The following is a 26030-nucleotide window of genomic DNA, read 5'->3' as shown; positions in this document are numbered from 1 at the left end:
GTAATTCATTTGCTTGCCGGAAGCAAAATAACCGGCAAGCAAATACTTGTTACTTCAACATATTACGAATGACATAATGCAAAATGCCGTCGTTCTGGTAGTAGGTCAACTCCGTCGCGGTGTCGATACGACAACGGCAGGGTACGACTTCCTGGCTACCATCCGCGCGCGTAAGCGTCACCGGAACCGTCGCGCCAGGTTGTAGATTTTGCAGATCGCCAATATCAATCTTCTCTTCCCCGGTTAGCCCTAACGTTTTACGCGTCACGCCTTGCGGAAATTCCAGCGGCAGGATGCCCATGCCAATTAAATTCGAACGGTGAATTCGTTCAAACGATTCGGCAATCACCACACGAATTCCAAGCAGACGAGGTCCTTTTGCCGCCCAGTCACGGCTTGAGCCTGATCCATACTCTTTCCCGGCAATCACCGCCAGCGGCGTTTGCTCCTGCTTATAGCGCATCGCAGCATCATAAATAGAGACTACGTCGCTGTCAGGTAAATGCCGCGTCATCCCCCCTTCAACGCCAGGCACCATTTCATTACGGATGCGAATATTGGCGAAGGTGCCGCGCATCATCACTTCATGGTTACCACGCCGCGAACCGTAGGAGTTAAAGTCTTTTCGCTCAACACCCCGACCTTGTAGATATCGACCCGCTGGGCTGTCGGGCTTAATACTGCCCGCCGGAGAGATATGGTCAGTGGTGACTGAATCCCCCAGCATTGCGAGGATCCGCGCACCGTGAATATCTTCCACTGGTGCTGGTGTTGCCTGCATTTCATCAAAGAAAGGCGATAAGCGAATATAGGTTGAGTCCTCCTGCCAACCGTAGGTATCGGATCGTGTGACGTTAATTTCCTTCCACTCTGCTGTGCCTTCAAAAACTTCTGCGTACTCTTTGCGGAACATTTCTGTGGAGACTTGTTCTACCGCACGGGCAATTTCTTGTGCCGATGGCCAGATATCTTTCAGATAAACCGGCTCGCCTTTGCGATCATGGCCGATAGGCTCAGAAGCCAGGTTGATATTCATATTTCCCGCCAGCGCATAGGCAACCACCAGCGGTGGCGAGGCCAGCCAGTTAGTTTTAACCAGCGGATGGATACGGCCTTCAAAGTTACGGTTGCCGGACAGCACCGCACCGACGGTTAAATCGCCTTTTTTGATTGCCGTTTCGATAGGATCGGGCAGCGGCCCAGAGTTACCAATACAGGTGGTACAACCGTATCCCACAAGGTTAAACCCCAGTTCGTCGAGATACGGTGTCAGTTTCGCTTTTGCCAGATAATCAGAAACGACTTTCGAACCCGGTGCCAACGACGCTTTGACCCACGGTTGCCGCTTGAGGCCAAGAGTTACGGCTTTTTTCGCCAGCAAGCCTGCGGCCATCAGCACACTTGGGTTAGAGGTGTTGGTGCACGAGGTTATCGCAGCAATGACCACAGCGCCATCAGGTAACTGATACTGATGTCCGTTCATAACATAATCGACTGGCAGGCGATCTTTATGCGTGGCATTCACTTTCAGTTCGTTACTGGCGGCAAATGCTTTTGGTACATCGGGCAGTGCAACGCGATCCTGTGGGCGTTTTGGCCCTGCCAGGCTCGCTTCAACGTCATTCATATCCAGTTCTAACATACTGGTAAAAATCGGTTCATCGCCCGGGTTACGCCACATGCCCTGCGCTTTGGCATATTTTTCGACCAACTCGACCTGATCTTCGCTGCGCCCGCTTAAACGCATGTAATCGAGGGTTACTGCATCGATTGGGAAGAAGCCACAGGTGGCACCATATTCTGGCGACATATTGGCAATGGTGGCGCGATCCGCCAACGGTAGTGAATCCAGACCATCACCATAAAATTCGACGAATTTCCCCACCACGCCATGTTTGCGCAGCATTTGGGTAACAGTGAGAACCAGGTCTGTGGCGGTAATACCTTCACGTAATTTTCCGGTAAGTTTAAAGCCCACTACGTCCGGGATAAGCATGGAAACCGGCTGGCCTAACATGGCGGCTTCTGCTTCGATCCCACCCACGCCCCACCCCAGCACGCCAAGGCCGTTGATCATAGTGGTGTGCGAGTCAGTACCAACGAGTGTATCCGGATAAGCAATCCATTCACCGTCCTGCAATTCGCTCCACACTGCTTTGCCGAGATATTCGAGGTTAACCTGATGGCAAATGCCTGTGCCTGGCGGCACGACGCTAAACCGACTGAACGCTTGCTTTCCCCATTTCAGGAACACATAACGTTCGTGGTTGCGCTCCATTTCCAGGCGTACGTTTTCTTCAAATGCCTCATCATCACCAAAACGATCGACGGTCACCGAGTGGTCAATGACCAGGTCGACCGGTGAGAGCGGGTTAACCTTTGCAGTATCGCCACCGAGGCGTTTAACCGCTTCGCGCATTGCCGCCAGATCAACAACGGCAGGTACGCCGGTAAAGTCCTGCATCAGCACCCTTGCCGGGCGGTAGGCAATTTCACGGTCAGCATGGGCATTTTTCAGCCATCCCGCCAGTGCGTGGATATCCTCTTCGGTAACTGAGTTACCATCCTGCCAGCGCAGCAGGTTTTCGAGCAAAACTTTGAGTGACTTGGGTAGACGGGTGATATCGCCCAGTGATTTAGCAGCAAGCGGCAGGCTGTAGTAGTGGTAAGTTTTATCTTTGGCCTGCAACGTGTCCTTACTGGCTTCTCGTAGGGTTGACGACATAGCTCCTCCTTAATGACAGGGTTGCGAAGCCCTGATTCTCTTCAGGGTGAATATTAAAGATAACACAAACATCGCGTAACGATTTGATAACAACCCAAATTGATAAAAGAGGAGAAACCTTGTGGCAAAGCAAATGACAACCCCGCCGCAGCGGGGTCAAGGATCAGTGAGTAATGATCCAGAGGAGTTCGGCCCAGAAGAGCATCGACAGAGAAAACGCGCCCATCCAGGACCAATATTTCATATTTGTGTTGATCATAGGCTACACCCTTAACGGTTATTATTTTGTGTTGAGATAACTCAAGCTGTTATTGCTGCGGTGTATTAAAAGCCCTTTAATTCATTAAAAATGGGTAATAAGAATGATGATAATTATTGTTTCGGCTGATCATCTTCAGCAAACAGTTCTATAAAGGCTTGCTGCTGCGATGTTAGTTGCCAGTCGTCTGGAATAACGACGGAACATTCCCGTTTCGTTTCTGGTTCATTGTCACTATGCTGGCATAATGGTGACGACTCCAGTTGCTCCTGACCGACCATAGTTATCCCCACACTTTCCAAATCAGCAGTGCGACAACCACCCAGAAAAGTGCAGAACCAAGAAAAACCGCCAGCCAGGCTTTACGTTTTAATTCAGGATCACGGCGGGGTTCCTGATTTCCAGAAGGCATTGCTAACCTCATATAATCGCCATCACTTATCAGCAAGACGTTGAATGATTGGTGTAATTAATCATACGATGAGACAAATCCTAAAGAAACTTTAGTCAAAAATCCAGCGAATTTACGAATCGTCTCCAGTGAATAATTCAATCTTTTGACCTGAAATAGATATTTGAAAACTGGAATTTGCGAGGCGGGTAATTAGACACTACTTTACAGGTAATTTACCCTATAAATATGAGGGATAAAAATATTGTGCACGGTATAGAAATAAGTAACAAAAGAGAATATATTCCGGCACCTTCGCTACATAAAAGGTGCCGAAAATAACGCAAGAAATTATTTTTCCGGCAGTTTTATATCTTTAAACATGACCTCAATTTCTTCATTGGAGCGCAATGCGACAGCCGCATCAACGACATCACGCGTTAAATGCGGTGCAAAACGCTGAATGAAATCATACATATAACTGCGCAAAAAAGTACTACGGCGAAAACCAATTTTGGTTGTACTGTGGCTGAAGATATCGTGAGCATCAACGCGCACAAGGTCGGGATCGGCGACCGGATCCACCGCCATGCTGGCAATGACCCCTACCCCCAGCCCTAACCGGACGTAAGTTTTAATGACGTCAGCATCCGTTGCCGTGAAAACGATACGCGGCGTTAACCCTGCGCGGTTAAAGGCAGTATCCAGTTCTGAACGTCCGGTAAAGCCGAAGGTATATGTCACCAACGGATATTGCGCCAGTTCTTCAATGGTAATGGCTTTTTTGCCTGCCAGCGGGTGATCCGGAGTGACTACAATAGCCCGATTCCAGTGGTAGCACGGTAACATCACTAAATCTTCATACAGATGCAGCGCTTCTGTGGCGATAGCGAAATCGGCATTGCCTTTAGAGACGGCATCAGCAATTTGTGTCGGCGGGCCCTGGTGCATATGCAAAGAAACGCGGGGATAACGCTCAATAAAGCCTTTGATAACGTTTGGTAACGCGTAGCGTGCCTGGGTATGCGTGGTGGCGATATACAGCGAGCCTTTATCCGGCCAGGTGTGCTCACCGGCAACCGATTTTATGGCATCGACTTTCGACAGGACTTCGCGAGCGATACGAATTATTTCTTGTCCTGCTGGCGTTACCTGCGTCAGGTGCTTGCCGCTTCGGGAAAAAATTTGAATGCCTAGCTCGTCTTCCAGCATTCTGACTTGTTTACTGATCCCGGGTTGTGATGTGTAAAGTCCTTCCGCTGTTGATGAGACATTCAGGTTATGATTGACCACCTCAACAATATAGCGAAGTTGTTGTAATTTCATGTTAAACCATCCACTTAGACGCCATCAGAACATCGTTTTTTCGTCACACCTGGCGGGTGACTAATACGATTTAATAATAAAAAAGGTGCTAACTATAACCACTATATCATTTATAGCCTTAGTGTATAGGTGTGAAGAAAAAATAATATGCAATAAAAAAGGGCCGCTTTCGCGACCCTTTGTTTATAAAAACCTGACAGAATTAAAGGTTATTTTTTTCCTTCAACCCATTTGCCATCAACATAAAATGCTGACCAGCCAGTCGCCTTTCCGTCTTTTTCCGAAGAGACATATTGCTGTTTGGTTTTACGGCTAAAGCGAACCATGGTCTTATTACCTTCCGGATCCTGCTGTGGCGCATCGGCCAGATAACGCAGTTTTTCCGGCAGACGGTCGCGGAAGCGATAAAGCTCTTCCACCAGTGGCGCACGCGTTTCACGCGATTTCGGGAAAGTGTTGGCAGCCAGGAACACACCGGCAGCACCGTCACGCAGCACGAAATAAGCATCTGATTTTTCGCACGGCAGCTCAGGTAATGGCACCGGATCTTCTTTCGGTGGTGCCACTTCACCGTTACGTAAAATCTTACGTGTGTTTTTACACTCTTCGTTGGTGCAGGCCATGTATTTACCGAAACGCCCCATTTTCAGGTGCATTTCAGAGCCACATTTTTCACACTCAACGATCGGGCCGTCATAACCTTTAATGCGGAATTCGCCCTCTTCGATCTCGTAACCGTCGCAGGTTGGGTTATTACCACAGACATGCAACTTACGTTTCGGATCGATGAGATAGCTGTCCATCGCCGTGCCGCATTTCGGGCAACGACGTTTTGCGCGCAGCGCGTTGGTTTCAGCATCTTCGCCTTCCAGCACGTTCAGCACTTCGTTTTCCGGCACCAGGTTAATGGTGGTTTTGCAACGCTCTTTCGGCGGCAGCGCATAGCCAGAACAGCCAAGGAATACCCCGGTACTCGCTGTGCGAATCCCCATTTTGCGACCACAAGTCGGGCAGTCAATGCTGGTCAGAACCATCTGGTTCGGGCGCATACCACCCTCTTCCGGATCTTTTTCAGCTTTATCTAACTGCTGGGTGAAATCCGAGAAGAAGTGATCCAGTACAGCTTTCCACTCTGCTTCGTGATTTGCCACCTGGTCGAGGCTGTTTTCCATCTGCGCGGTAAAGTCGTAGTTCATTAACTCGCGGAAATTTTCTTCAAGGCGATCGGTGACGATTTCGCCCATTTTTTCCGCATAGAAACGACGATTTTCTACTCGCACATAGCCACGATCCTGAATGGTCGAAATGATCGACGCATAGGTAGACGGACGACCGATACCACGTTTTTCCAGTTCTTTAACCAGCGATGCTTCACTGAAACGGGCTGGCGGCTTGGTAAAGTGCTGGGCTGGTGTTAGTTCAACGAGCGTCAGAGCATCGCCTTTATCGACTGCCGGTAAGATACGATCTTCATCGCCTTTACGCAGTGCAGGCATCACTTTTGTCCAGCCATCAAAGCGCAAAATACGACCGCGTGCTTTCAGGCGGAAATCGCCCGCACCAACGGTCAGCGTCGTGGAGTCATATTTCGCTGGGGTCATCTGGCAGGCAACGAACTGACGCCAGATTAACTGGTACAGTTTCTGCGCATCTGCTTCCATATCCTTCAGCGATTCCGCCATCACATTGACGTCAGAAGGACGAATCGCTTCGTGCGCTTCCTGTGAGTTTTCTTTGCTGGCGTACTGATTCGGACTTTCCGGCAGATATTTCTTACCAAAATTATCGCTGATATAACCGCGAACCATATTTACCGCGTCCTGACTCAGGTTAGTGGAGTCGGTACGCATGTAAGTGATATAGCCTGCTTCATACAAACGCTGCGCCATCATCATGGTTTTTTTCACGCCAAAACCAAGACGGGTGCTGGCAGCTTGTTGCAGCGTAGAGGTAATAAAAGGAGCGCCAGGTTTACTGGTTGTCGGTTTGTCTTCACGTTCCAGCACGCTGTAGCGCGCTTTTTCCAGCAGACTTACCGCAGCCTGAGTTTGTTCTTTGTTGACCGGACGGAACGGTTTGTCATTCTGATGAGTCACCTGCAACTCCAACGCTTCACCAGATGGCGTAGTCGTGCTGGCATCGACTTCCCAGAACTCTTCCGGTACGAACGCTTTAATTTCACGCTCACGCTCTACCACCAGGCGGACCGCCACCGACTGCACACGACCGGCAGACAGACCACGAGCGATCTTTTTCCACAGCAGCGGCGAAACCATATACCCCACCACGCGGTCCATAAAGCGACGCGCCTGCTGGGCATTAACACGATCAATATTCAGCTCACCCGGTTTGTTAAATGCCTGGCGGATCGCGTTTTTAGTAATTTCGTTAAACACCACTCGGCTATAGCGCGCATCATCACCACCAATCACTTCCCGCAGGTGCCATGCAATGGCTTCCCCTTCGCGGTCAAGGTCGGTTGCGAGATAGATGTGGTCGGCTTTTTCAGCCAGTTGTTTCAGTTCAGAGACGACCTTCTCTTTACCAGGCAACACTTCATAGTGCGCCTCCCAATTGTGCCACGGGTCAACCCCCATACGGTTGACGAGAGCGCCACGTTCATCCTTTTTAGGCTTTTTAGCCGTCTTGGTGGAGGTAGAGTCGGCACTCTTTTTGGCAGCTGAGCCACTGGTCGGCAAATCGCGGATGTGACCGACGCTGGATTTCACCACGTAGTCACAACCCAGATACTTGTTGATCGTTTTGGCTTTTGCCGGGGACTCAACGATGACAAGAGCTTTACCCATATTCACCTTACCTAATTTGATTCTTCCAGGAATGCGTCGCACGTTGATAAACCTTCCACTGGCAACGAGTTACCGATATGGACTCGCTCTCTGCGGATATCAACCCCTTGTCGTGACTCTGTTCACGAAAATTCAGGTGACTGAGTTAACAGGTCTTGGCCTACAGGCGCTATAGCACGACGGATTTTTGGTCGAATGTCAAGCAAATCTATTGCCAGATTGACGAAAGCGTCACACTGTACCTGATAAAATCCGATACGCAACTTTATTAGCATGCAAAATCCAAAGTTGCCAGTAAGGCGCTCTTGCCACCAGCGTGGTATATTTGTCTGCAAGCCATGCCTGGCGTAGACTAATGTCCTTGTTTAAGGAGTAAATAATGAACAAAGAGACACAACCCATCGACCGCGAAACGCTGTTGAAAGAGGCCAACAAAATCATTCGTGAGCATGAGGATACGCTCGCAGGGATTGAAGCCACCGGCGTCACGCAGCGTAATGGCGTGCTGGTATTTACCGGCGACTACTTTTTAGATGAACAAGGATTGCCAACAGCCAAAAGCACCGCGGTGTTTAATATGTTCAAACACCTGGCCCATGTGCTTTCAGAAAAATATCATCTGGTTGATTAAAGCAAAACGCGAGGTCTTAGCCTCGCGTTTGTCTTTTACATCAATGGCTTTTGACCCCGCTGCCACCAGCGTAGCAACAATCGATCGGCGCTCTCTGCCGCGCTGCCGGTGAATCGGTCAATGAGTCGTTTACGCTGCATATAGCGTACATTAACCACTTCACGGCCTTCCATCAGGCTAAGAATAACTTCATCACTGGTGTTGATTTCATCAACCAGGCCTTTCTCTACCGCCTGTTGTCCGTACCAGTGTTCACCCGTTGCCACCTGTTCAATATCCAGAGACGGACGCATACGCTTCACAAAATCTTTAAATAACTGATGCGTTTCGTTCAGCTCTTCGCGGAATTTCTCCCGCCCTTCTTCGGTATTTTCACCCAGCAAGGTCAGCGTGCGCTTATACTGCCCGGCGGTGTGCAGTTCGATATCAATATCTTTGCTTTTCAGGAAGCGGTTAAAGTTGGGCATTTGCGCCACCACCCCAATGGAACCCACAATAGCAAACGGTGCGGAAACAATTTTGTCCGCCACACAGGCCATCATGTAACCGCCGCTGGCAGCGACTTTGTCTACCGTAACAGTTAAAGGAATGTTTTTATCACGCAGACGCTGCAGCTGCGAAGCCGCCAACCCGTAACCATGCACCATGCCACCAGGGCTTTCCAGACGGAGCACAACCTGATCCTGCGGTTTGAATGCTGCGAGTACCGCCGTTATCTCTTCACGTAGCGAGTTCACTTCATGGGCGTCCATGCTGCCTTTAAAATCCAGCACCCAGACGCGAGGTTTACTGTCAGTTGCCACCTCGCCCAGTTTGGCTTTCGCTTTTGCTGCTTTCGCTTCTTGCTTGTGCTTTTTCTTCTGCGCTTTGTGCCACTGTTTTTGCTGATGTGAGTCCATCAGCGCCGCGGCCAGTTCTTCTTTCATCTCCTTATACTGTTCGCTGAGATTGTTGACCCGTAACTCGCCACGCTGGCGTTTATTACGTTGAGCAACATTGACAATAATGGCGGCAATCGCCGCAATCGCTAGCACAACGGTAACGATTTTAGCCAAAAACAAACCATATTCAGACAACAATTCCACGAGTCCCCACCTTGGTTAAACAACGCTTTGGCTCACAGTTTACAACAGGCATGTTAAGCCGTCTCGCAGAGATGTTATTGCAGCGAAAGTATGACAAAGTATCCATTTTGCGGTGTTATCGCCCCAGGCTGATTGAAATGCCCTTCTGTTTCAGGCATAAAGCCCCAAAGTCATAAAGTACACTGGCAGCGCGACAGACAACGTCGTTGAGGAGTAGCCATGCATTACCAGCCAAAACAAGATTTACTCAATGATCGCATTATCCTGGTGACGGGAGCCAGCGATGGGATTGGTCGTGAAGCCGCGATGACGTATGCACGCTATGGTGCGACAGTGATTCTGTTGGGCCGTAATGAAGAAAAATTACGTCAGGTAGCCAGCCACATAAACGAAGAAACTGGGCGTCAGCCACAGTGGTTTATTCTCGATTTGCTGACCTGCACGTCCGAAAATTGCCAACAACTGGCACAGCGCATTGTCGTTAATTATCCGCGTCTGGATGGTGTTTTGCATAATGCCGGATTGCTCGGCGATGTTTGCCCAATGAGCGAACAAAATCCGCAGGTCTGGCAGGACGTCATGCAGATCAACGTTAATGCCACCTTTATGCTCACCCAGGCACTGCTTCCTTTATTACTCAAATCGGACGCCGGTTCACTGGTCTTTACTTCATCAAGCGTTGGACGTCAGGGACGAGCCAACTGGGGTGCATATGCAGCGTCGAAATTTGCCACCGAAGGGATGATGCAGGTACTGGCCGATGAATATCAGCAGCGCCTGCGCGTCAACTGCATTAACCCAGGCGGTACGCGCACCGCAATGCGCGCAAGCGCCTTCCCGACCGAAGATCCACAGAAACTTAAAACACCCGCTGATATCATGCCGCTCTACCTCTGGCTGATGGGCGATGACAGCCGCCGTAAAACCGGCATGACCTTTGACGCCCAACCGGGCCGTAAACCAGGAATTTCCCAATGAGTGATGAACGCTACCAACAGCGTCAGCAGCGAGTGAAAGAAAAAGTAGATGCTCGTGTGGCCCAGGCCCAGGATGAACGCGGTATTATCATCGTCTTTACCGGCAATGGAAAAGGCAAAACCACCGCGGCATTTGGTACGGCAACACGCGCAGTTGGTCACGGAAAAAAAGTGGGCGTCGTGCAGTTTATTAAAGGCACCTGGCCTAATGGCGAACGCAATCTGCTGGAGCCACATGGCGTTGAGTTTCAGGTGATGGCAACGGGCTTTACCTGGGATACACAAAACCGCGAGTCTGATACCGCCGCCTGCCGCGAAGTCTGGCAACATGCAAAGCGGATGCTTGCTGATTCCTCACTGGATATGGTTTTGCTTGATGAACTGACGTATATGGTGGCGTATGACTATTTGCCACTGGAAGAAGTGGTGCAGGCGTTAAATGAACGTCCACATCAACAGACGGTGATTATCACGGGTCGAGGCTGTCATCGGGATATTCTTGAACTGGCGGATACGGTAAGTGAGCTGCGCCCCATCAGACATGCGTTTGATGCCGGTGTTAAGGCGCAAATAGGGATTGATTATTAATCTGTAAAAATGCCGGATATGACGTCCGGCATACTTTGATTAACCGTTATTACGCCCGCCAGAACGACGACTGCCGCTCACCTGACTGTGACGTTTCACCGCACGACGAATCTGATTAGCCTTCATGCGACGACGGTCTTTTTCTACAGCGACTTTAGAGCTGGTTTCTGGCGGAAGCTCCACCAGTTCGCGCAGATAGTTAGTCTGGGCGAGGTCCAGCTCCGTCCAGCCACCGCGTGGCAGACCTTTTGGCAGTGGGATATCACCGTAACGAACACGGATCAGGCGGCTCACCTGCACACCAACCGCTTCCCACAGACGACGAACTTCACGGTTACGGCCTTCGGTCAGAGTCACGTTGTACCACTGGTTGATCCCTTCGCCGCCGCTGAACTTGATGGTTTTAAAAGCTGCCGGACCATCTTCCAGTTGCACGCCACGACTCAAATCACGCAGTTTCGCGTCGTCAACCTGACCAAATACACGCACGGCGTATTCACGTTCAACTTCACGGCTTGGATGCATTAAACGGTTTGCCAGTTCACCATCGGTGGTGAACAGCAGCAGACCACAGGTGTTAACGTCCAGACGACCTACGGCAATCCAGCGTGCGCCACGCAGCTTTGGCAGACGGTCAAACACCGTCGGACGCCCTTCCGGATCGTTACGGGTACACAACTCACCTTCCGGTTTGTAATAGGCCAGAACGCGACAAATTTGTTCAGCGGACTCACGTACCGAAATCAGATGACCATCGATACGAATTTTCAGCCCAGGGGTAACTTCAACGCGATCGCCGAGTTTAGCAATTTTGCCATCAACACTCACACGACCGGCTTCAATAATAGATTCGATTTCACGGCGGGAGCCGTGGCCAGCGCGGGCCAGCACTTTCTGTAATTTTTCGCTCATAGAGCTTCCTTTTGGTGTCGCCTTCACAGGCGTCGAACAGGAGAATCAATGGCGCCGTATAGCGCCATTTTAAGGCCGCGTAGTATACAGAGTTACGCACTTATAAGAAAGGCTTCACATCACCTACGCCTTCACGCACCACGACCGGCGTATCATCGGTAAGATCAATAACCGTTGTTGGTTTCTGCCCGAGATAGCCGCCGTGAATAATCAAATCTACCTGTTTTTCCAGACGGTCTTTAATTTCTTCGGGATCGGATTCGGTAAATTCGCTGCCTGGCAGCATTAGCGAAGTGGAAAGCATCGGTTCGCCCAGTGCTTCAAGCAACGCCTGCGCAATCGGGTTAGAAGGCACACGCATACCGATGGTTTTGCGTTTCTCCTGCAACAGACGGCGTGGCACTTCCTTCGTCCCCTTCAGGATGAAGGTATAGTTGCCCGGCGTGTTGTTTTTCATCAAACGAAACGCAACGTTATCCACGAATGAATAGGTCGAGAGTTCAGAAAGATCGCGACACATCAGGGTAAAGTTGTGACCGTCCGGCAGCTGGCGAATACGACAAATACGCTCCATGGCGTTTTTATCTTCAATTTTACAGCCGAGCGCATAGCCGGAATCAGTTGGATAGACAATCACCCCGCCTTTACGCACGATCTCCACCGCCTGGTTGATCAGACGTTGCTGCGGGTTATCAGGATGAATATAAAAAAACTGGCTCATAATTCCCTCTCTGTGGTGTTCTGCGGCTGTTCCCATAGCTGCCAGACGCCTTCAACGCCTGCGGGCAGCCAGAGTTTACGACCCAGTTCGATCCACGGGCATGGCTGATGAAAATCAGATCCTTGTGATGCCCATAAATGATGCTGACGCGCAAGTGTGGCCAGCTGGGTGCGTTCATTGGGCGATTGCTGGCACTGCGCGACTTCCATCGCGTCGCCGTGGTGTTCGGCAAAATGCGCAACCAATCTTTTCAGCCATTTAGCACTAAGATTGTACCGCCCAGGATGAGCTAGCACCGCCTTACCGCCAGAATGATGAATGACATCAATAGCTTGTTCTATTGTACACCACTGTGGCGGAACGTATCCGGTTTTCCCGCGCGCCAGATACTTTTTAAAGACATCTGCCATTGAACTGGCTTTGCCGCACTCCACAAGGAAACGCGCAAAATGACCGCGCGTCACTGCGCCGCCCTGCGCCAGTCGTTGTGCGCCTTCCAGCGCCCCAGGTATTTGCGCTTTTTCAAGTCTTTCGGCAATTTGCTGCGCCCGCTGATTGCGCCGTTCTGTCTGCTGCGCGAGGAACTCACACATTAGCGGATGAGTAATATCAATATTCAGCCCGACAATATGAATTTCATGATTTTCCCAGACCGTGGAAATTTCCACGCCGGGAATAAGATTCAGCGCCAGTCCCGAACGTGAAATTTCCTCTCTTGCTGGCGCGATTGCAGCTGTGGTGTCATGGTCGGTGATCGCCAGGGTGCCGACGCGCATCTCGACTGCACGGTGCACCAATGCTTCTGGCGTCAGGCAGCCATCGGAAGCTGTGGTATGGCTGTGCAGGTCGTAAATCACTGCATAATTCGTGTCGCTCAAGGCGCACTCCCGTTCTGGATAATGTTTTTTGCGCCGACATCATAACGGGTCTGGCAAATATTCTGAAATGAGCTGTTGACAATTAATCATCGAACCAGTTAACTAGTACGCAAGTTCACGTAAAAAGGGTATCGACAATGAAAGCAATTTTCGTACTGAAAGGTTGGTGGCGCACTTCCTGAAACGGGCAGTGTATTCACCATGCGTAAAGCAATCAGATACCCAGCCCGCCTAATGAGCGGGCTTTTTTTTGAACAAAATTAGAGAATAACAATGCAAACACAAAAACCGACTCTCGAACTGCTAACCTGCGAAGGCGCTTATCGCGACAACCCGACTGCGCTTTTTCACCAGTTGTGTGGGAATCGTCCGGCAACGCTGCTGCTGGAATCCGCAGATATCGACAGCAAAGATGATTTAAAAAGCCTGCTGCTGATAGACAGTGCGCTGCGCATTACAGCATTAGGTGACACCGTCACAATTCAGGCACTTTCCGGCAATGGCGAAGCCCTGCTGGCACTACTGGATAACGCCCTGCCTGCGGGTGTGGAAAGTGAACAATCACCAAACTGCCGTGTGCTGCGCTTCCCCCCTGTCAGTCCACTGCTGGATGAAGACGCCCGCTTATGCTCCCTTTCGGTTTTTGACGCTTTCCGTTTATTGCAGAATCTGTTGAATGTACCGAAGGAAGAACGAGAAGCAATGTTCTTCGGCGGCCTGTTCTCTTATGACCTTGTGGCGGGATTTGAAGATTTACCGCAACTGTCAGCGGAAAATAACTGCCCTGATTTCTGTTTTTATCTCGCTGAAACGCTGATGGTGATTGACCATCAGAAAAAAAGCACCCGTATTCAGGCCAGCCTGTTTGCTCCGAATGAAGAAGAAAAACAACGTCTCACTGCTCGCCTGAACGAACTACGTCAGCAACTGACCGAAGCCGCGCCGCCGCTGCCAGTGGTTTCCGTGCCGCATATGCGTTGTGAATGTAATCAGAGCGATGAAGAGTTCGGTGGCGTAGTGCGTTTGTTGCAAAAAGCGATTCGCGCTGGAGAAATTTTCCAGGTGGTGCCATCTCGCCGTTTCTCTCTGCCCTGCCCGTCACCGCTGGCGGCCTATTACGTGCTGAAAAAGAGTAATCCCAGCCCGTACATGTTTTTTATGCAGGATAATGATTTCACCCTATTTGGCGCGTCGCCGGAAAGCTCGCTCAAGTATGATGCCACCAGCCGCCAGATTGAGATCTACCCGATTGCCGGAACACGCCCACGCGGTCGTCGCGCCGATGGTTCACTGGACAGAGATCTCGACAGCCGTATTGAACTGGAAATGCGTACTGACCATAAAGAGCTGTCTGAACATCTGATGCTGGTTGATCTCGCCCGTAATGATCTGGCACGCATTTGCACCCCTGGCAGCCGCTACATCGCCGATCTCACCAAAGTTGACCGTTATTCCTATGTGATGCACCTCGTCTCTCGCGTAGTCGGCGAACTGCGTCACGATCTTGACGCCCTGCACGCTTATCGCGCCTGTATGAATATGGGGACGTTAAGCGGTGCGCCGAAAGTACGCGCTATGCAGTTAATTGCCGAGGCGGAAGGTCGTCGCCGCGGCAGCTACGGCGGCGCGGTAGGTTATTTCACCGCGCATGGCGATCTCGACACCTGCATTGTGATCCGCTCGGCGCTGGTGGAAAACGGTATCGCCACCGTGCAAGCGGGTGCTGGTGTAGTCCTTGATTCTGTTCCGCAGTCGGAAGCCGACGAAACCCGTAACAAAGCCCGCGCTGTACTGCGCGCTATTGCCACCGCGCATCATGCACAGGAGACTTTCTGATGGCTGACATTCTGCTGCTCGATAATATCGACTCTTTTACGTACAACCTGGCAGATCAGTTGCGCAGCAATGGTCATAACGTGGTGATTTACCGCAACCATATTCCGGCGCAGACCTTAATTGAACGCCTGGCGACGATGAGCAATCCGGTACTGATGCTTTCTCCTGGCCCCGGTGTGCCGAGCGAAGCCGGTTGTATGCCGGAACTCCTCACCCGCTTGCGTGGCAAGCTGCCCATTATTGGCATTTGCCTCGGACATCAGGCAATTGTCGAAGCTTACGGGGGCTATGTCGGTCAGGCGGGCGAAATTCTTCACGGTAAAGCGTCGAGCATTGAACATGACGGTCAGGCGATGTTTGCCGGATTAACAAACCCGCTGCCGGTGGCGCGTTATCACTCGCTGGTTGGCAGTAACATTCCGGCCGGTTTAACCATCAACGCCCATTTTAATGGCATGGTGATGGCAGTACGTCACGATGCGGATCGCGTTTGTGGATTCCAGTTCCATCCGGAATCCATTCTCACCACCCAGGGCGCTCGCCTGCTGGAACAAACGCTGGCCTGGGCGCAGCAGAAACTAGAGCCAGCCAACACGCTGCAACCGATTCTGGAAAAACTGTATCAGGCGCAGACGCTTAGCCAACAAGAAAGCCACCAGCTGTTTTCAGCGGTGGTGCGTGGCGAGCTGAAGCCGGAACAACTGGCGGCGGCGCTGGTGAGCATGAAAATTCGCGGTGAGCACCCGAACGAGATCGCCGGGGCAGCAACCGCGCTACTGGAAAACGCAGCGCCGTTCCCGCGCCCGGATTATCTGTTTGCTGATATCGTCGGTACTGGCGGTGACGGCAGCAACAGTATCAATATTTCTACCGCCAGTGCGTTTGTCGCCGCGGCCTGTGGGCTGAAAGTGGCGAAACACGGTAACCGCAGCGTCTCCAGTAAATCCGGCTCGTCGGATCTGCTGGCGGCATTCGGTATTAATCTTGATATGAACGCCAATAAATCGCGCCAGGCGCTGGACGAGTTAGGCGTATGTTTCCTCTTTGCGCCGAAATATCACACCGGATTCCGCCACGCGATGCCGGTTCGCCAGCAACTGAAAACCCGCACCCTGTTCAATGTGCTGGGGCCATTGATTAACCCGGCGCATCCGCCGCTGGCGTTAATTGGTGTTTATAGTCCGGAACTGGTGCTGCCGATTGCCGAAACCTTGCGCGTGCTGGGGTATCAACGCGCGGCGGTGGTGCACAGCGGCGGGATGGATGAAGTTTCATTACACGCGCCGACAATCGTTGCCGAGCTGCATGACGGCAAAATTAAGAGCTATCAATTGACCGCTGAAGATTTTGGCCTGACTCCCTACCACCAGGAGCAACTGGCAGGCGGAACACCTGAAGAAAACCGTGACATTTTAACACGCTTGTTACAAGGTAAAGGCGACGCCGCCCATGAAGCAGCCGTCGCTGCGAACGTCGCCATGTTAATGCGCCTGCATGGCCATGAAGATCTGCAAGCCAATGCGCAAACCGTTCTTGAGGTACTGCGCAGTGGTTCCGCTTACGACAGAGTTACCGCGCTGGCGGCACGAGGGTAAATGATGCAAACCGTTTTAGCGAAAATCGTCGCAGACAAGGCGATTTGGGTAGAAACCCGCAAACAGCAGCAACCGCTGGCCAGTTTTCAGAATGAGGTTCAGCCGAGCACACGACATTTTTATGATGCGCTACAGGGTGCACGCACGGCGTTTATTCTGGAGTGTAAAAAAGCGTCGCCGTCAAAAGGCGTGATCCGTGATGATTTCGATCCGGCACGCATTGCCGCCATTTATAAACATTACGCTTCGGCAATTTCGGTGCTGACTGATGAGAAATATTTTCAGGGGAGCTTTGATTTCCTCCTCATCGTCAGCCAAATCGCCCCGCAGCCGATTTTATGTAAAGACTTCATTATCGACCCTTACCAGATCTATCTGGCGCGCTATTACCAGGCCGATGCCTGCTTATTAATGCTTTCAGTACTGGATGACGACCAATATCGCCAGCTTGCAGCCGTCGCTCACAGTCTGGAGATGGGGGTGCTGACCGAAGTCAGTAATGAAGAGGAACTGGAGCGCGCCATTGCATTAGGGGCAAAGGTCGTTGGCATCAACAACCGCGATCTGCGTGATTTGTCGATTGATCTCAACCGTACCCGCGAGCTTGCGCCGAAACTGGGGCACAACGTAACGGTAATCAGCGAATCCGGCATCAATACTTACGCTCAGGTGCGCGAGTTAAGCCACTTCGCTAACGGTTTTCTGATTGGTTCGGCGTTGATGGCCCATGACGATTTGCACGCCGCCGTGCGCCGGGTGTTGCTGGGTGAGAATAAAGTATGTGGCCTGACGCGTGGGCAAGATGCTAAAGCAGCTTATGACGCGGGCGCGATTTACGGTGGGTTGATTTTTGTTGCGACATCACCGCGTTGCGTCAACGTTGAACAGGCGCAGGAAGTGATGGCTGCGGCACCGTTGCAGTATGTTGGCGTGTTCCGCAATCACGATATTGCCGATGTGGTGGACAAAGCTAAGGTGTTATCGCTGGCGGCAGTGCAACTGCATGGCAATGAAGATCAGCTGTATATCGATACGCTGCGTGAAGCTCTGCCAGCACATGTTGCCATCTGGAAAGCATTAAGCGTCGGTGAAACCCTGCCCGCCCGCGAGTTTCAGCACGTTGATAAATATGTTTTAGACAACGGCCAGGGTGGAAGCGGGCAACGTTTTGACTGGTCACTATTAAATGGTCAATCGCTTGGCAACGTTCTGCTGGCGGGGGGCTTAGGCGCAGATAACTGCGTGGAAGCGGCACAAACCGGCTGCGCCGGACTTGATTTTAATTCTGCTGTAGAGTCGCAACCGGGCATCAAAGACGCACGTCTTTTGGCCTCGGTTTTCCAGACGCTGCGCGCATATTAAGGAAAGGAACAATGACAACATTACTTAACCCCTATTTTGGTGAGTTTGGCGGCATGTACGTGCCACAAATCCTGATGCCTGCTCTGCGCCAGCTGGAAGAAGCTTTTGTCAGCGCGCAAAAAGATCCTGAATTTCAAGCCCAGTTCAACGACCTGCTGAAAAACTATGCCGGGCGTCCAACCGCACTGACCAAATGCCAGAACATTACAGCCGGGACGAACACCACGCTGTATCTCAAGCGTGAAGATTTGCTGCACGGCGGCGCACATAAAACCAACCAGGTGCTGGGGCAGGCGTTGCTGGCGAAGCGGATGGGTAAAACCGAAATCATCGCCGAAACCGGGGCCGGTCAGCATGGCGTGGCGTCGGCCCTTGCCAGCGCCCTGCTCGGCCTGAAATGCCGTATTTATATGGGTGCCAAAGACGTTGAACGCCAGTCGCCTAACGTTTTTCGTATGCGCTTAATGGGTGCGGAAGTGATCCCGGTACATAGCGGTTCCGCCACGCTGAAAGATGCCTGTAATGAGGCGCTACGCGACTGGTCCGGCAGTTATGAAACCGCGCACTATATGCTGGGCACCGCGGCTGGCCCGCATCCTTATCCGACCATTGTCCGTGAGTTTCAGCGGATGATTGGCGAAGAAACCAAAGCGCAGATTCTGGAAAGAGAAGGTCGCCTGCCGGATGCCGTTATCGCCTGTGTTGGCGGCGGTTCGAATGCCATCGGCATGTTTGCTGATTTCATCAATGAAACCAACGTCGGCCTGATTGGTGTGGAGCCTGGTGGTCACGGTATCGAAACTGGCGAGCACGGCGCACCGCTAAAACATGGTCGCGTGGGCATTTATTTCGGTATGAAAGCGCCGATGATGCAAACCGAAGACGGGCAGATTGAAGAATCTTACTCCATCTCCGCCGGACTGGATTTCCCGTCTGTCGGTCCACAACACGCGTATCTTAACAGCACTGGACGCGCTGATTACGTGTCTATTACCGATGATGAAGCCCTTGAAGCCTTCAAAACGCTGTGCCTGCACGAAGGGATCATCCCGGCGCTGGAATCCTCCCACGCCCTGGCCCATGCGCTGAAAATGATGCGCGAAAACCCGGATAAAGAGCAGCTACTGGTGGTTAACCTTTCCGGTCGCGGCGATAAAGACATCTTCACCGTTCACGATATTTTGAAAGCACGAGGGGAAATCTGATGGAACGCTACGAATCTCTGTTTGCCCAGTTGAAGGAGCGCAAAGAAGGCGCATTCGTTCCTTTCGTCACGCTCGGTGATCCGGGCATTGAGCAGTCATTGAAAATTATCGATACGCTAATTGAAGCCGGTGCTGACGCGCTGGAGTTAGGTATCCCCTTCTCCGACCCACTGGCGGATGGCCCGACCATTCAAAACGCCACTCTGCGCGCCTTTGCGGCAGGTGTGACTCCGGCACAATGTTTTGAAATGCTGGCACTGATTCGCCAGAAACACCCGACCATTCCCATTGGCCTGTTGATGTATGCCAATCTGGTGTTTAACAAAGGCATTGATGAGTTTTATGCCCAGTGCGAGAAAGTCGGCGTCGATTCGGTGCTGGTTGCCGATGTGCCAGTTGAAGAGTCCGCGCCCTTCCGCCAGGCCGCGTTGCGCCATAATGTCGCACCTATCTTCATCTGCCCGCCAAATGCCGATGACGACCTGCTGCGCCAGATAGCCTCTTACGGTCGTGGTTACACATATTTGCTGTCACGAGCGGGCGTGACCGGCGCAGAAAACCGCGCCGCGTTACCCCTCAATCATCTGGTTGCGAAGCTGAAAGAGTACAACGCTGCACCTCCATTGCAGGGGTTTGGTATTTCCGCCCCGGATCAGGTAAAAGCAGCGATTGATGCAGGAGCTGCGGGCGCGATTTCTGGTTCGGCCATTGTTAAAATCATCGAGCAACATATTAATGAGCCAGAGAAAATGCTGGCGGCACTGAAAGTTTTTGTACAACCGATGAAAGCGGCGACGCGCAGTTAATCCCACAGCCGCCAGTTCCGCTGGCGGCATTTTAACTTTCTTTAATGAAGCCGGAAAAATCCTAAATTCATTTAATATTTATCTTTTTACCGTTTCGCTTACCCCGGTCGAACGTCAACTTACGTCATTTTTCCGCCCAACAGTAATATAATCAAACAAATTAATCCCGCAACATAACACCAGTAAAATCAATAATTTTCTCTAAGTCACATATTCCTCAGGTAATTGTTAATATATCCAGAATGTTCCTCAAAATATATTTCCCTCTATCTTCTCGTTGCGCTTAATTTGACTAATTCTCATTAGTGACTAATTTTAATGAGTGTCGACACACAACACTCATATTAATGAAACAATGCAACGCAACGGGAGAAATAACATGGCCGAACATCGTGGTAGTTCAGGAAATTTCGCCGAAGACCGTGAGAAGGCATCCGACGCAGGCCGTAAAGGCGGTCAGCATAGCGGCGGTAATTTTAAAAATGATCCGCAACGCGCATCTGAAGCGGGTAAAAAAGGCGGTCAACAAAGCGGTGGTAATAAATCAGGCAAATCCTGATTCACCGTTAATTATTAATATCAGCTGATAAAGATAATTGCATCTGCGGGCCGTATGGCTCGCAGTGATTTCACTGGAGAAAAATATGAATATGAAGACCATTGAAGATGTATTTATTCAACTGCTTTCAGATACCTACAGCGCAGAAAAACAATTAACCCGGGCACTGGCAAAACTCGCAAGAGCAACATCAAATGAAAAATTAAGTCAGGCTTTTCATGCGCACCTCGAGGAAACTCATGGACAGATTGAACGAATTGATCAAGTTGTGGAATCAGAATCAAATCTGAAAATTAAGCGCATGAAATGTGTGGCAATGGAAGGTCTTATTGAAGAAGCTAATGAGGTCATCGAAAGTACCGAGAAAAACGAAGTGCGTGATGCCGCACTGATTGCCGCAGCACAGAAAGTCGAGCATTATGAGATTGCCAGTTACGGGACATTAGCGACGCTGGCTGAACAATTAGGTTACCGTAAAGCAGCGAAGCTTCTGAAAGAAACCCTGGAAGAAGAAAAGGCCACCGACATCAAACTGACTGATCTGGCCCTTAATAACGTAAATAAGAAAGCCGAAAATAAAGCCTGAAATATGAATTTTAACTTTTAGTCATTTTATAAAGAGGACATTTTCATGAATCGTATTGAACATTATCATGACTGGTTACGTGACGCCCACGCAATGGAAAAGCAAGCCGAATCTATGCTTGAATCCATGGCCAGCCGTATAGATAATTATCCTGAACTACGCGCTCGTATTGAACAACATCTTAGTGAAACCAAAAACCAGATTGTTCAACTGGAAACTATTCTTGATCGTAATGACATTTCACGTTCAGTCATTAAAGATTCCATGAGTAAAATGGCTGCGCTTGGGCAGTCAATCGGTGGTATATTCCCTTCTGATGAAATAGTTAAAGGCTCTATTGGCGGATATGTCTTCGAGCAATTTGAAATCACCTGTTACACCTCACTATTAGCAGCAGCAAAAAATGCCGGTGATACAGTCTCAATTCCGATCATCGAAGCGATTTTAAATGAGGAAAAGCAAATGGCCGACTGGCTGATTCAGCATATTCCGCAAACAACTGAGAAATTTTTAATTCGTTCTGAAACTGATGGCGTAGAAGCGAAGAAATAATACCCTTTATACCATGTCCTTATTGACCCCGTATATTACGGGGTCGTTTTTGTGCGGAATTAAAAACGATATCCTGCTGAGAACATAAACACCCACGGATCGAGGCGTACGCTATCGTGTTGCTGTGCACCGCCTAGCTTATAATTGGCGGTGGTATCGATATCCATGTACCACACTGACATGTTAACCAACCAGTCACGGTTAATCAGATAATCAACCCCCACCTGCCCGGCAGCTCCCCAGGAATCTTTCAGACTGAGATCGGAAAGCCCCGCCTCTTTGCCATGATCGTTAAATCCATTATCAAAGAAGGTGGTGTAGTTAATACCGGCCCCAACGTAAGGACGGAATTTGCTGCTGGCATCACCAAAATACCACTGCGCCATCAGTGTTGGCGGCAGATGGTGAACGGTTGCAATATCGCCGGTCGCCCGGGTGCCGATTTTATGGCGGAACGGCGTCGCTGCCAGTAATTCCACACCAATGTTGTCGGTCGCCATATAAGTAAACGTCAAGCCCAGTTGAGTGTTATTGGTCACGCTGAATCCACCCAGACTTCCTAACGTACCACCAGCACCTTCTGTTGGACGTACGGTTGCAGAACCTGCACGCATAAAAAATTCGCCTGCTTCATGCGCAAAGGCACTGCCAGAAAGAAGAGTTGTTACTGCCAAAGCCGCCACTGTTAACTTTTTCATATCCGCTCCGTCGTTATGGTTATAAAAACGTGACGAATATACCTACATTGGAGTAACAAATGATCCTACATAGATCACATTACATATGATAATTCACCATTTATTGATCTGGATTAATTTAGAAGTTGCATTGAGAATCCTGGTTAATGTGATTTAAATCAATTTTTAAATATTTTCTCTACGCAAATATTAACTCGATCGCCACTTGCCGCGCTTTGCCCACGCCTGAAGGCCAGCAATTACCTCCGCTTTACAAAGATATGCTTTTCCATACAAGACCTGATGCTGCCACCCGAGGCTTAACCAGGGTACAATTGCCCGCTAATTAACACCTGCATAAAACTCAAGGAGAGTGCATGTCTATCACGGCGCAGTCCGTATACCGTGACACCGGAAATTTCTTCCGTAATCAATTTATGACCATTCTGTTGGTATCGTTGCTATGTGCGTTTATCACAGTGGTGTTAGGGCATGTTTTCTCACCCAGTGATGCACAGCTTGCGCAGCTCAATGACGGCGTGCCCGTTAGCGGCAGTAGTGGGTTGTTCGACCTGGTTCAGAATATGTCACCGGAACAGCAACAAATTTTGCTGCAGGCTTCAGCGGCGTCCACTTTTTCAGAATTAATCGGTAACGCCATTCTCGCCGGAGGCGTAATATTAATTATCCAGCTGGTGTCTGCGGGTCAGAGAGTCAGTGCGCTGCGAGCTATTGGTGCCAGTGCGCCGATATTGCCCAAGTTATTTATTCTGATTTTTCTGACTACCCTTTTAGTACAGATTGGCATCATGCTGGTGGTCGTTCCGGGAATTATCATGGCCATTTTACTGGCCCTGGCACCGGTGATGCTGGTACAGGACAAAATGGGCATTTTTGCCTCGATGCGTAGCAGTATGCGGCTGACTTGGGCGAATATGCGTCTGGTGGCACCCGCAGTACTGAGCTGGTTGCTGGCAAAAACACTGTTGCTGCTTTTTGCCTCTTCTTTTGCCGCATTAACCCCGGAAATTGGTGCCGTACTGGCGAACACCTTGAGCAACCTGATTTCTGCCATATTGCTCATCTATCTGTTCCGCCTGTATATGTTGATTCGCCAATAACCTTAAGCATTTGATTACGGAATCGTAAAATGAAGCAGTTTCTTGATTTTTTACCGCTGGTTGTCTTTTTCGCGTTTTACAAGATTTATGACATCTATGCGGCTACTGCAGCGCTGATCGTCGCCACGGCGATTGTGCTTATCTATAGCTGGGTTCGCTTTCGTAAGGTTGAGAAGATGGCCCTGATCACTTTTGTTCTGGTGGTCGTCTTCGGTGGCTTGACGCTGTTCTTCCACAATGATGAGTTTATTAAATGGAAGGTTACAGTCATTTATGCTCTGTTTGCGGGAGCCCTGTTAGTCAGCCAATGGGTGATGAAAAAGCCGCTAATTCAGCGGATGCTGAGTAAAGAACTCACGCTGCCGCAACCGGTATGGTCGAAGCTAAATCTGGCCTGGGCTGTTTTCTTTATCCTTTGCGGTCTGGCAAACATCTACATCGCATTCTGGCTGCCGCAAAATATTTGGGTCAACTTTAAAGTCTTTGGCCTGACCGCCCTTACCTTAATCTTCACATTGTTAAGCGGTATCTATATCTACCGCCACATGCCGCAGGAAGATAAATCCTAACCAGACTGCCAGTCCTTCGGGGCTGGCGCTGTATCTCCTCTGTTCTCCTCAGGAAAATCATAGTAGCATCGCGCCTGTGATTTTCCTTTTAAGTCGGTTTTACCATGTCTACAACACATAACGTCCCTCAGGGCGATCTTGTTTTACGTACTTTAGCCATGCCCGCCGATACCAATGCCAATGGTGACATCTTTGGTGGTTGGTTAATGTCACAAATGGATATTGGCGGCGCTATTCTGGCAAAAGAAATTGCCCACGGTCGCGTAGTGACTGTGCGGGTTGAAGGAATGACTTTCTTACGGCCGGTTGCGGTCGGCGATGTGGTGTGCTGCTATGCACGCTGTGTCCAGAAAGGGACGACATCGGTCAGCATTAATATTGAAGTGTGGGTGAAAAAAGTAGCGTCTGAACCAATCGGGCAACGCTATAAAGCGACAGAAGCATTATTTAAGTATGTAGCGGTTGATCCTGAAGGAAAACCTCGCGCCTTACCTGTTGAGTAATAGTCAAAAGCCTCCGGTCGGAGGCTTTTGACTTTCTGCTTACTGAATTTCGGTGGTGCCGTTAATTTTAAACAGGATATTCACCACAATCCCACTGCCTGGCTTACCCGGCTCATAACGCCATCTGCGCATCGCATTTTTCACCTCACGCTCAAACATGTTCGCAGGCTTGGCTGAGAGGATTTGTACGTTATCCACGCGACCATCCGGCGTGACGTCAAATTTAACTTTAACCTGCCCTTCAATGCGCAATGCCTGTGCTCGTGCCGGATACTGCGGCTGATTACGGCTTAATGCGCGTGGTCCTGAAGCCACACTGGTAACCGGCTTGCTGGTTGCAGCCGTTGCCGTACTTGATGTGGGGCGCGCGGGTGCCGTATTTTCAAACGGTGATGCCGGACGCGACTCTACGGGTTTGACATCGCGTTTTGGCTGCTCCTGTACCTTTTTCACCGGCTTCGGTTTTGGCTTAGGTTTCGGCTTCGGCTTTTCAATGACCACCGGTGCTTCTTTTGGCGGTTCGGGGATCGGCTCAGGTTCCGGTTCTGGCTCTACCACCGGCTCCGGTGGCGGCTGAACGGCTTGTGGCGGTTCGAGATCAGCAGGCGCAACCATCGTGACAGAAATTGGTTGCGCAGGCGCAGGTAGTTCAATAACCTGATGTACCGAGGTATAGAGCAGCCCCGCCACAACAGCACCATGAATGCAGACCGAAAGTAACGTCGGCCAGGGGAAGCGGCGAGGTAAATCAAGGGTTATTGAAGTCATAATCATTTCAGTAGAAAAACTAGGCCTCGATTTTAAATGCAAATAGCAATCATATTCAATAAGGCAAGACGATCAGGATCAGTGAAAATGTCATTTTTGGCGTAATTACCCTTACTTTATGCATGACCTTAACAAAGACATCATCTTTCCGTTGCAGATCTTCGCCCTTTCAAATAACGTACTTTACAACTTTCCCGAACAAGGAGTTGTGCCCGTGTTGTATGTTATTTACGCTCAAGACAAAGCTGATAGCCTCGAAAAACGCCTTTCCGTTCGTCCGGCACATTTAGCACGTTTACAGTTACTGCATGATGAAGGTCGTTTGTTGACAGCTGGTCCAATGCCAGCGGTAGACAGTAACGATCCAGGGGCTGCGGGATTTACTGGCTCAACCGTTATTGCTGAATTTGAATCGCTGGAAGCAGCTCAGGCCTGGGCCGATGCTGACCCGTACGTAGCGGCAGGAGTCTATGAACACGTTTCAGTGAAACCATTTAAGAAAGTGTTCTGAGTAGTGAGGTGTACTGGCAATAGCGGACACTACCATTTGTTCTTTTTTTAAGCAGCCATCTGATGATATTTTTCCCTGAA

The 26030-nt window shown here is 50.3% G+C and carries 28 protein-coding genes, 1 pseudogene and 1 other annotated feature; of the genes and pseudogenes, 17 read left to right on the top strand and 12 right to left on the bottom strand.

Going from position 1 to position 26030, the window contains the following annotated elements; genetic code table 11:
- Window positions 1-49: 49 nt before the first annotated feature.
- From acnA to topA, 6 genes are all read right to left on the bottom strand, one after another.
- A complete protein-coding gene (gene acnA / locus ABZJ92_RS04480; RefSeq protein ID WP_000099514.1) occupies window positions 50-2725 on the bottom strand; it encodes an aconitate hydratase AcnA in 2676 nt (891 codons plus the stop codon).
- Between the two features lie 163 nt (window positions 2726-2888).
- Window positions 2889-2984 (bottom strand): small membrane protein YmiC, encoded by a 96-nt coding sequence (gene ymiC / locus ABZJ92_RS04475; RefSeq protein ID WP_001310756.1) that lies wholly within the window; start codon window positions 2982-2984, stop codon window positions 2889-2891.
- 113 nt (window positions 2985-3097) lie between these two features.
- Window positions 3098-3265, bottom strand: a complete 168-nt coding sequence (gene yciX, locus ABZJ92_RS04470; protein WP_000233043.1) for a protein YciX — start codon at window positions 3263-3265, stop codon at window positions 3098-3100.
- A 2-nt stretch (window positions 3266-3267) separates the two neighbouring features.
- Window positions 3268-3408, bottom strand: coding sequence for a YmiA family putative membrane protein (locus ABZJ92_RS04465; RefSeq protein ID WP_001300896.1), 141 nt, complete (start codon window positions 3406-3408; stop codon window positions 3268-3270).
- A 318-nt stretch (window positions 3409-3726) separates the two neighbouring features.
- Window positions 3727-4701 carry an HTH-type transcriptional regulator CysB gene (gene cysB, locus ABZJ92_RS04460; protein ID WP_000776246.1) on the bottom strand — a complete coding sequence of 325 codons (975 nt, stop codon included), beginning with the start codon at window positions 4699-4701 and terminating at the stop codon, window positions 3727-3729.
- A 209-nt stretch (window positions 4702-4910) separates the two neighbouring features.
- A complete protein-coding gene (topA, locus tag ABZJ92_RS04455; protein ID WP_024259893.1) occupies window positions 4911-7508 on the bottom strand; it encodes a type I DNA topoisomerase in 2598 nt (865 codons plus the stop codon).
- 379 nt (window positions 7509-7887) lie between these two features.
- On the opposite strand from topA, the gene ABZJ92_RS04450 reads away from it, so the two are divergent.
- Window positions 7888-8139 (top strand): YciN family protein, encoded by a 252-nt coding sequence (locus ABZJ92_RS04450; RefSeq protein WP_001031530.1) that lies wholly within the window; start codon window positions 7888-7890, stop codon window positions 8137-8139.
- Between the two features lie 35 nt (window positions 8140-8174).
- On the opposite strand, the gene sohB is transcribed toward ABZJ92_RS04450, so the two are convergent.
- Window positions 8175-9224, bottom strand: coding sequence for a protease SohB (sohB, locus tag ABZJ92_RS04445; RefSeq protein ID WP_000422045.1), 1050 nt, complete (start codon window positions 9222-9224; stop codon window positions 8175-8177).
- A gap of 219 nt (window positions 9225-9443) precedes the next feature.
- On the opposite strand from sohB, the gene ABZJ92_RS04440 reads away from it, so the two are divergent.
- Together ABZJ92_RS04440 and cobO are read left to right on the top strand one after the other, a co-directional pair.
- Window positions 9444-10202 carry a YciK family oxidoreductase gene (locus tag ABZJ92_RS04440; protein WP_000559292.1) on the top strand — a complete coding sequence of 253 codons (759 nt, stop codon included), beginning with the start codon at window positions 9444-9446 and terminating at the stop codon, window positions 10200-10202.
- Entirely contained in the window at window positions 10199-10789 is a 591-nt protein-coding gene (cobO, locus tag ABZJ92_RS04435; protein ID WP_001278905.1) for a cob(I)yrinic acid a,c-diamide adenosyltransferase, read from the top strand. The genes ABZJ92_RS04440 and cobO overlap by 4 nt, the downstream gene beginning before the upstream one ends.
- A gap of 39 nt (window positions 10790-10828) precedes the next feature.
- Here the strand turns inward: cobO and rluB are convergent, their stop codons facing one another.
- The 3 genes from rluB to rnm all read right to left on the bottom strand — a co-directional run bounded on the left by rluB (window position 10829) and on the right by rnm (window position 13300).
- Entirely contained in the window at window positions 10829-11701 is an 873-nt protein-coding gene (gene rluB / locus ABZJ92_RS04430) for a 23S rRNA pseudouridine(2605) synthase RluB (RefSeq protein ID WP_001291219.1), read from the bottom strand.
- A gap of 100 nt (window positions 11702-11801) precedes the next feature.
- Window positions 11802-12422, bottom strand: coding sequence for an L-threonylcarbamoyladenylate synthase (locus ABZJ92_RS04425; protein ID WP_001295575.1), 621 nt, complete (start codon window positions 12420-12422; stop codon window positions 11802-11804).
- Window positions 12419-13300, bottom strand: a complete 882-nt coding sequence (gene rnm, locus ABZJ92_RS04420; RefSeq protein WP_001285681.1) for an RNase RNM — start codon at window positions 13298-13300, stop codon at window positions 12419-12421. The genes ABZJ92_RS04425 and rnm overlap by 4 nt, the downstream gene beginning before the upstream one ends.
- A gap of 137 nt (window positions 13301-13437) precedes the next feature.
- On the opposite strand from rnm, the gene trpL reads away from it, so the two are divergent.
- The 9 genes from trpL to ABZJ92_RS04375 all read left to right on the top strand — a co-directional run bounded on the left by trpL (window position 13438) and on the right by ABZJ92_RS04375 (window position 21801).
- Window positions 13438-13482 carry a trp operon leader peptide gene (gene trpL, locus ABZJ92_RS04415; RefSeq protein ID WP_001700591.1) on the top strand — a complete coding sequence of 15 codons (45 nt, stop codon included), beginning with the start codon at window positions 13438-13440 and terminating at the stop codon, window positions 13480-13482.
- Window positions 13459-13552: a sequence feature (Trp leader region), on the top strand. (Overlaps the previous gene by 24 nt.)
- Before the next feature lie 21 nt (window positions 13553-13573).
- Window positions 13574-15136 (top strand): anthranilate synthase component I, encoded by a 1563-nt coding sequence (gene trpE, locus ABZJ92_RS04410; RefSeq protein ID WP_001194617.1) that lies wholly within the window; start codon window positions 13574-13576, stop codon window positions 15134-15136.
- Window positions 15136-16731: a bifunctional anthranilate synthase glutamate amidotransferase component TrpG/anthranilate phosphoribosyltransferase TrpD gene (gene trpD / locus ABZJ92_RS04405; protein ID WP_000763514.1), complete on the top strand. Its 1596-nt coding sequence runs from the start codon at window positions 15136-15138 to the stop codon at window positions 16729-16731. The genes trpE and trpD overlap by 1 nt, the downstream gene beginning before the upstream one ends.
- Window positions 16732-18093: a bifunctional indole-3-glycerol-phosphate synthase TrpC/phosphoribosylanthranilate isomerase TrpF gene (gene trpCF, locus ABZJ92_RS04400; protein ID WP_000983893.1), complete on the top strand. Its 1362-nt coding sequence runs from the start codon at window positions 16732-16734 to the stop codon at window positions 18091-18093.
- Window positions 18094-18104: 11 nt separating this feature from the next.
- Window positions 18105-19298 carry a tryptophan synthase subunit beta gene (gene trpB, locus ABZJ92_RS04395; RefSeq protein ID WP_000209520.1) on the top strand — a complete coding sequence of 398 codons (1194 nt, stop codon included), beginning with the start codon at window positions 18105-18107 and terminating at the stop codon, window positions 19296-19298.
- Window positions 19298-20104, top strand: a complete 807-nt coding sequence (trpA, locus tag ABZJ92_RS04390) for a tryptophan synthase subunit alpha (RefSeq protein WP_000443067.1) — start codon at window positions 19298-19300, stop codon at window positions 20102-20104. The genes trpB and trpA overlap by 1 nt, the downstream gene beginning before the upstream one ends.
- Window positions 20105-20483: 379 nt before the next feature.
- On the top strand, window positions 20484-20663 hold the full coding sequence (locus ABZJ92_RS04385) for a con-10 family general stress protein (RefSeq protein WP_000807659.1): 180 nt from the start codon (window positions 20484-20486) through the stop codon (window positions 20661-20663).
- 85 nt (window positions 20664-20748) lie between these two features.
- The gene (locus ABZJ92_RS04380; protein ID WP_001056505.1) at window positions 20749-21249 is read left to right on the top strand and encodes a YciE/YciF ferroxidase family protein; all 501 of its coding nucleotides are present in this window, start codon (window positions 20749-20751) and stop codon (window positions 21247-21249) included.
- Between the two features lie 45 nt (window positions 21250-21294).
- Window positions 21295-21801, top strand: a complete 507-nt coding sequence (locus ABZJ92_RS04375; protein WP_001079496.1) for a ferritin-like domain-containing protein — start codon at window positions 21295-21297, stop codon at window positions 21799-21801.
- 59 nt (window positions 21802-21860) lie between these two features.
- On the opposite strand, the gene ompW is transcribed toward ABZJ92_RS04375, so the two are convergent.
- Window positions 21861-22499: an outer membrane protein OmpW gene (ompW, locus tag ABZJ92_RS04370; RefSeq protein ID WP_000737226.1), complete on the bottom strand. Its 639-nt coding sequence runs from the start codon at window positions 22497-22499 to the stop codon at window positions 21861-21863.
- A 239-nt stretch (window positions 22500-22738) separates the two neighbouring features.
- On the opposite strand from ompW, the pseudogene ABZJ92_RS04365 reads away from it, so the two are divergent.
- The 4 genes and pseudogenes from ABZJ92_RS04365 to yciA form a co-directional block, all read left to right on the top strand.
- Window positions 22739-22828, top strand: a pseudogene (locus ABZJ92_RS04365) (YkgJ family cysteine cluster protein); the annotation flags it as partial.
- A 27-nt stretch (window positions 22829-22855) separates the two neighbouring features.
- A complete protein-coding gene (locus ABZJ92_RS04360) occupies window positions 22856-23599 on the top strand; it encodes a YciC family protein (protein ID WP_000028536.1) in 744 nt (247 codons plus the stop codon).
- Between the two features lie 29 nt (window positions 23600-23628).
- A complete protein-coding gene (locus tag ABZJ92_RS04355) occupies window positions 23629-24168 on the top strand; it encodes a septation protein A (RefSeq protein WP_000808673.1) in 540 nt (179 codons plus the stop codon).
- Between the two features lie 104 nt (window positions 24169-24272).
- A complete protein-coding gene (yciA, locus tag ABZJ92_RS04350; RefSeq protein ID WP_000108160.1) occupies window positions 24273-24671 on the top strand; it encodes an acyl-CoA thioester hydrolase YciA in 399 nt (132 codons plus the stop codon).
- A gap of 39 nt (window positions 24672-24710) precedes the next feature.
- On the opposite strand, the gene tonB is transcribed toward yciA, so the two are convergent.
- Window positions 24711-25439 carry a TonB system transport protein TonB gene (gene tonB / locus ABZJ92_RS04345; protein WP_011069346.1) on the bottom strand — a complete coding sequence of 243 codons (729 nt, stop codon included), beginning with the start codon at window positions 25437-25439 and terminating at the stop codon, window positions 24711-24713.
- Window positions 25440-25653: 214 nt separating this feature from the next.
- Here tonB and ABZJ92_RS04340 point away from each other — a divergent pair, with 214 nt between their 5' ends.
- Window positions 25654-25950 (top strand): YciI family protein, encoded by a 297-nt coding sequence (locus ABZJ92_RS04340; RefSeq protein ID WP_000967595.1) that lies wholly within the window; start codon window positions 25654-25656, stop codon window positions 25948-25950.
- Window positions 25951-26030 lie beyond the last annotated feature (80 nt).

This window comes from Shigella sp. FJ200513 (assembly GCF_040495915.1).
Lineage (GTDB): Bacteria > Pseudomonadota > Gammaproteobacteria > Enterobacterales > Enterobacteriaceae > ECMA0423.
The sequence above is the reverse complement of the archived record's forward strand: the minus strand, read 5'-3'. Positions and strand labels throughout refer to the sequence as shown.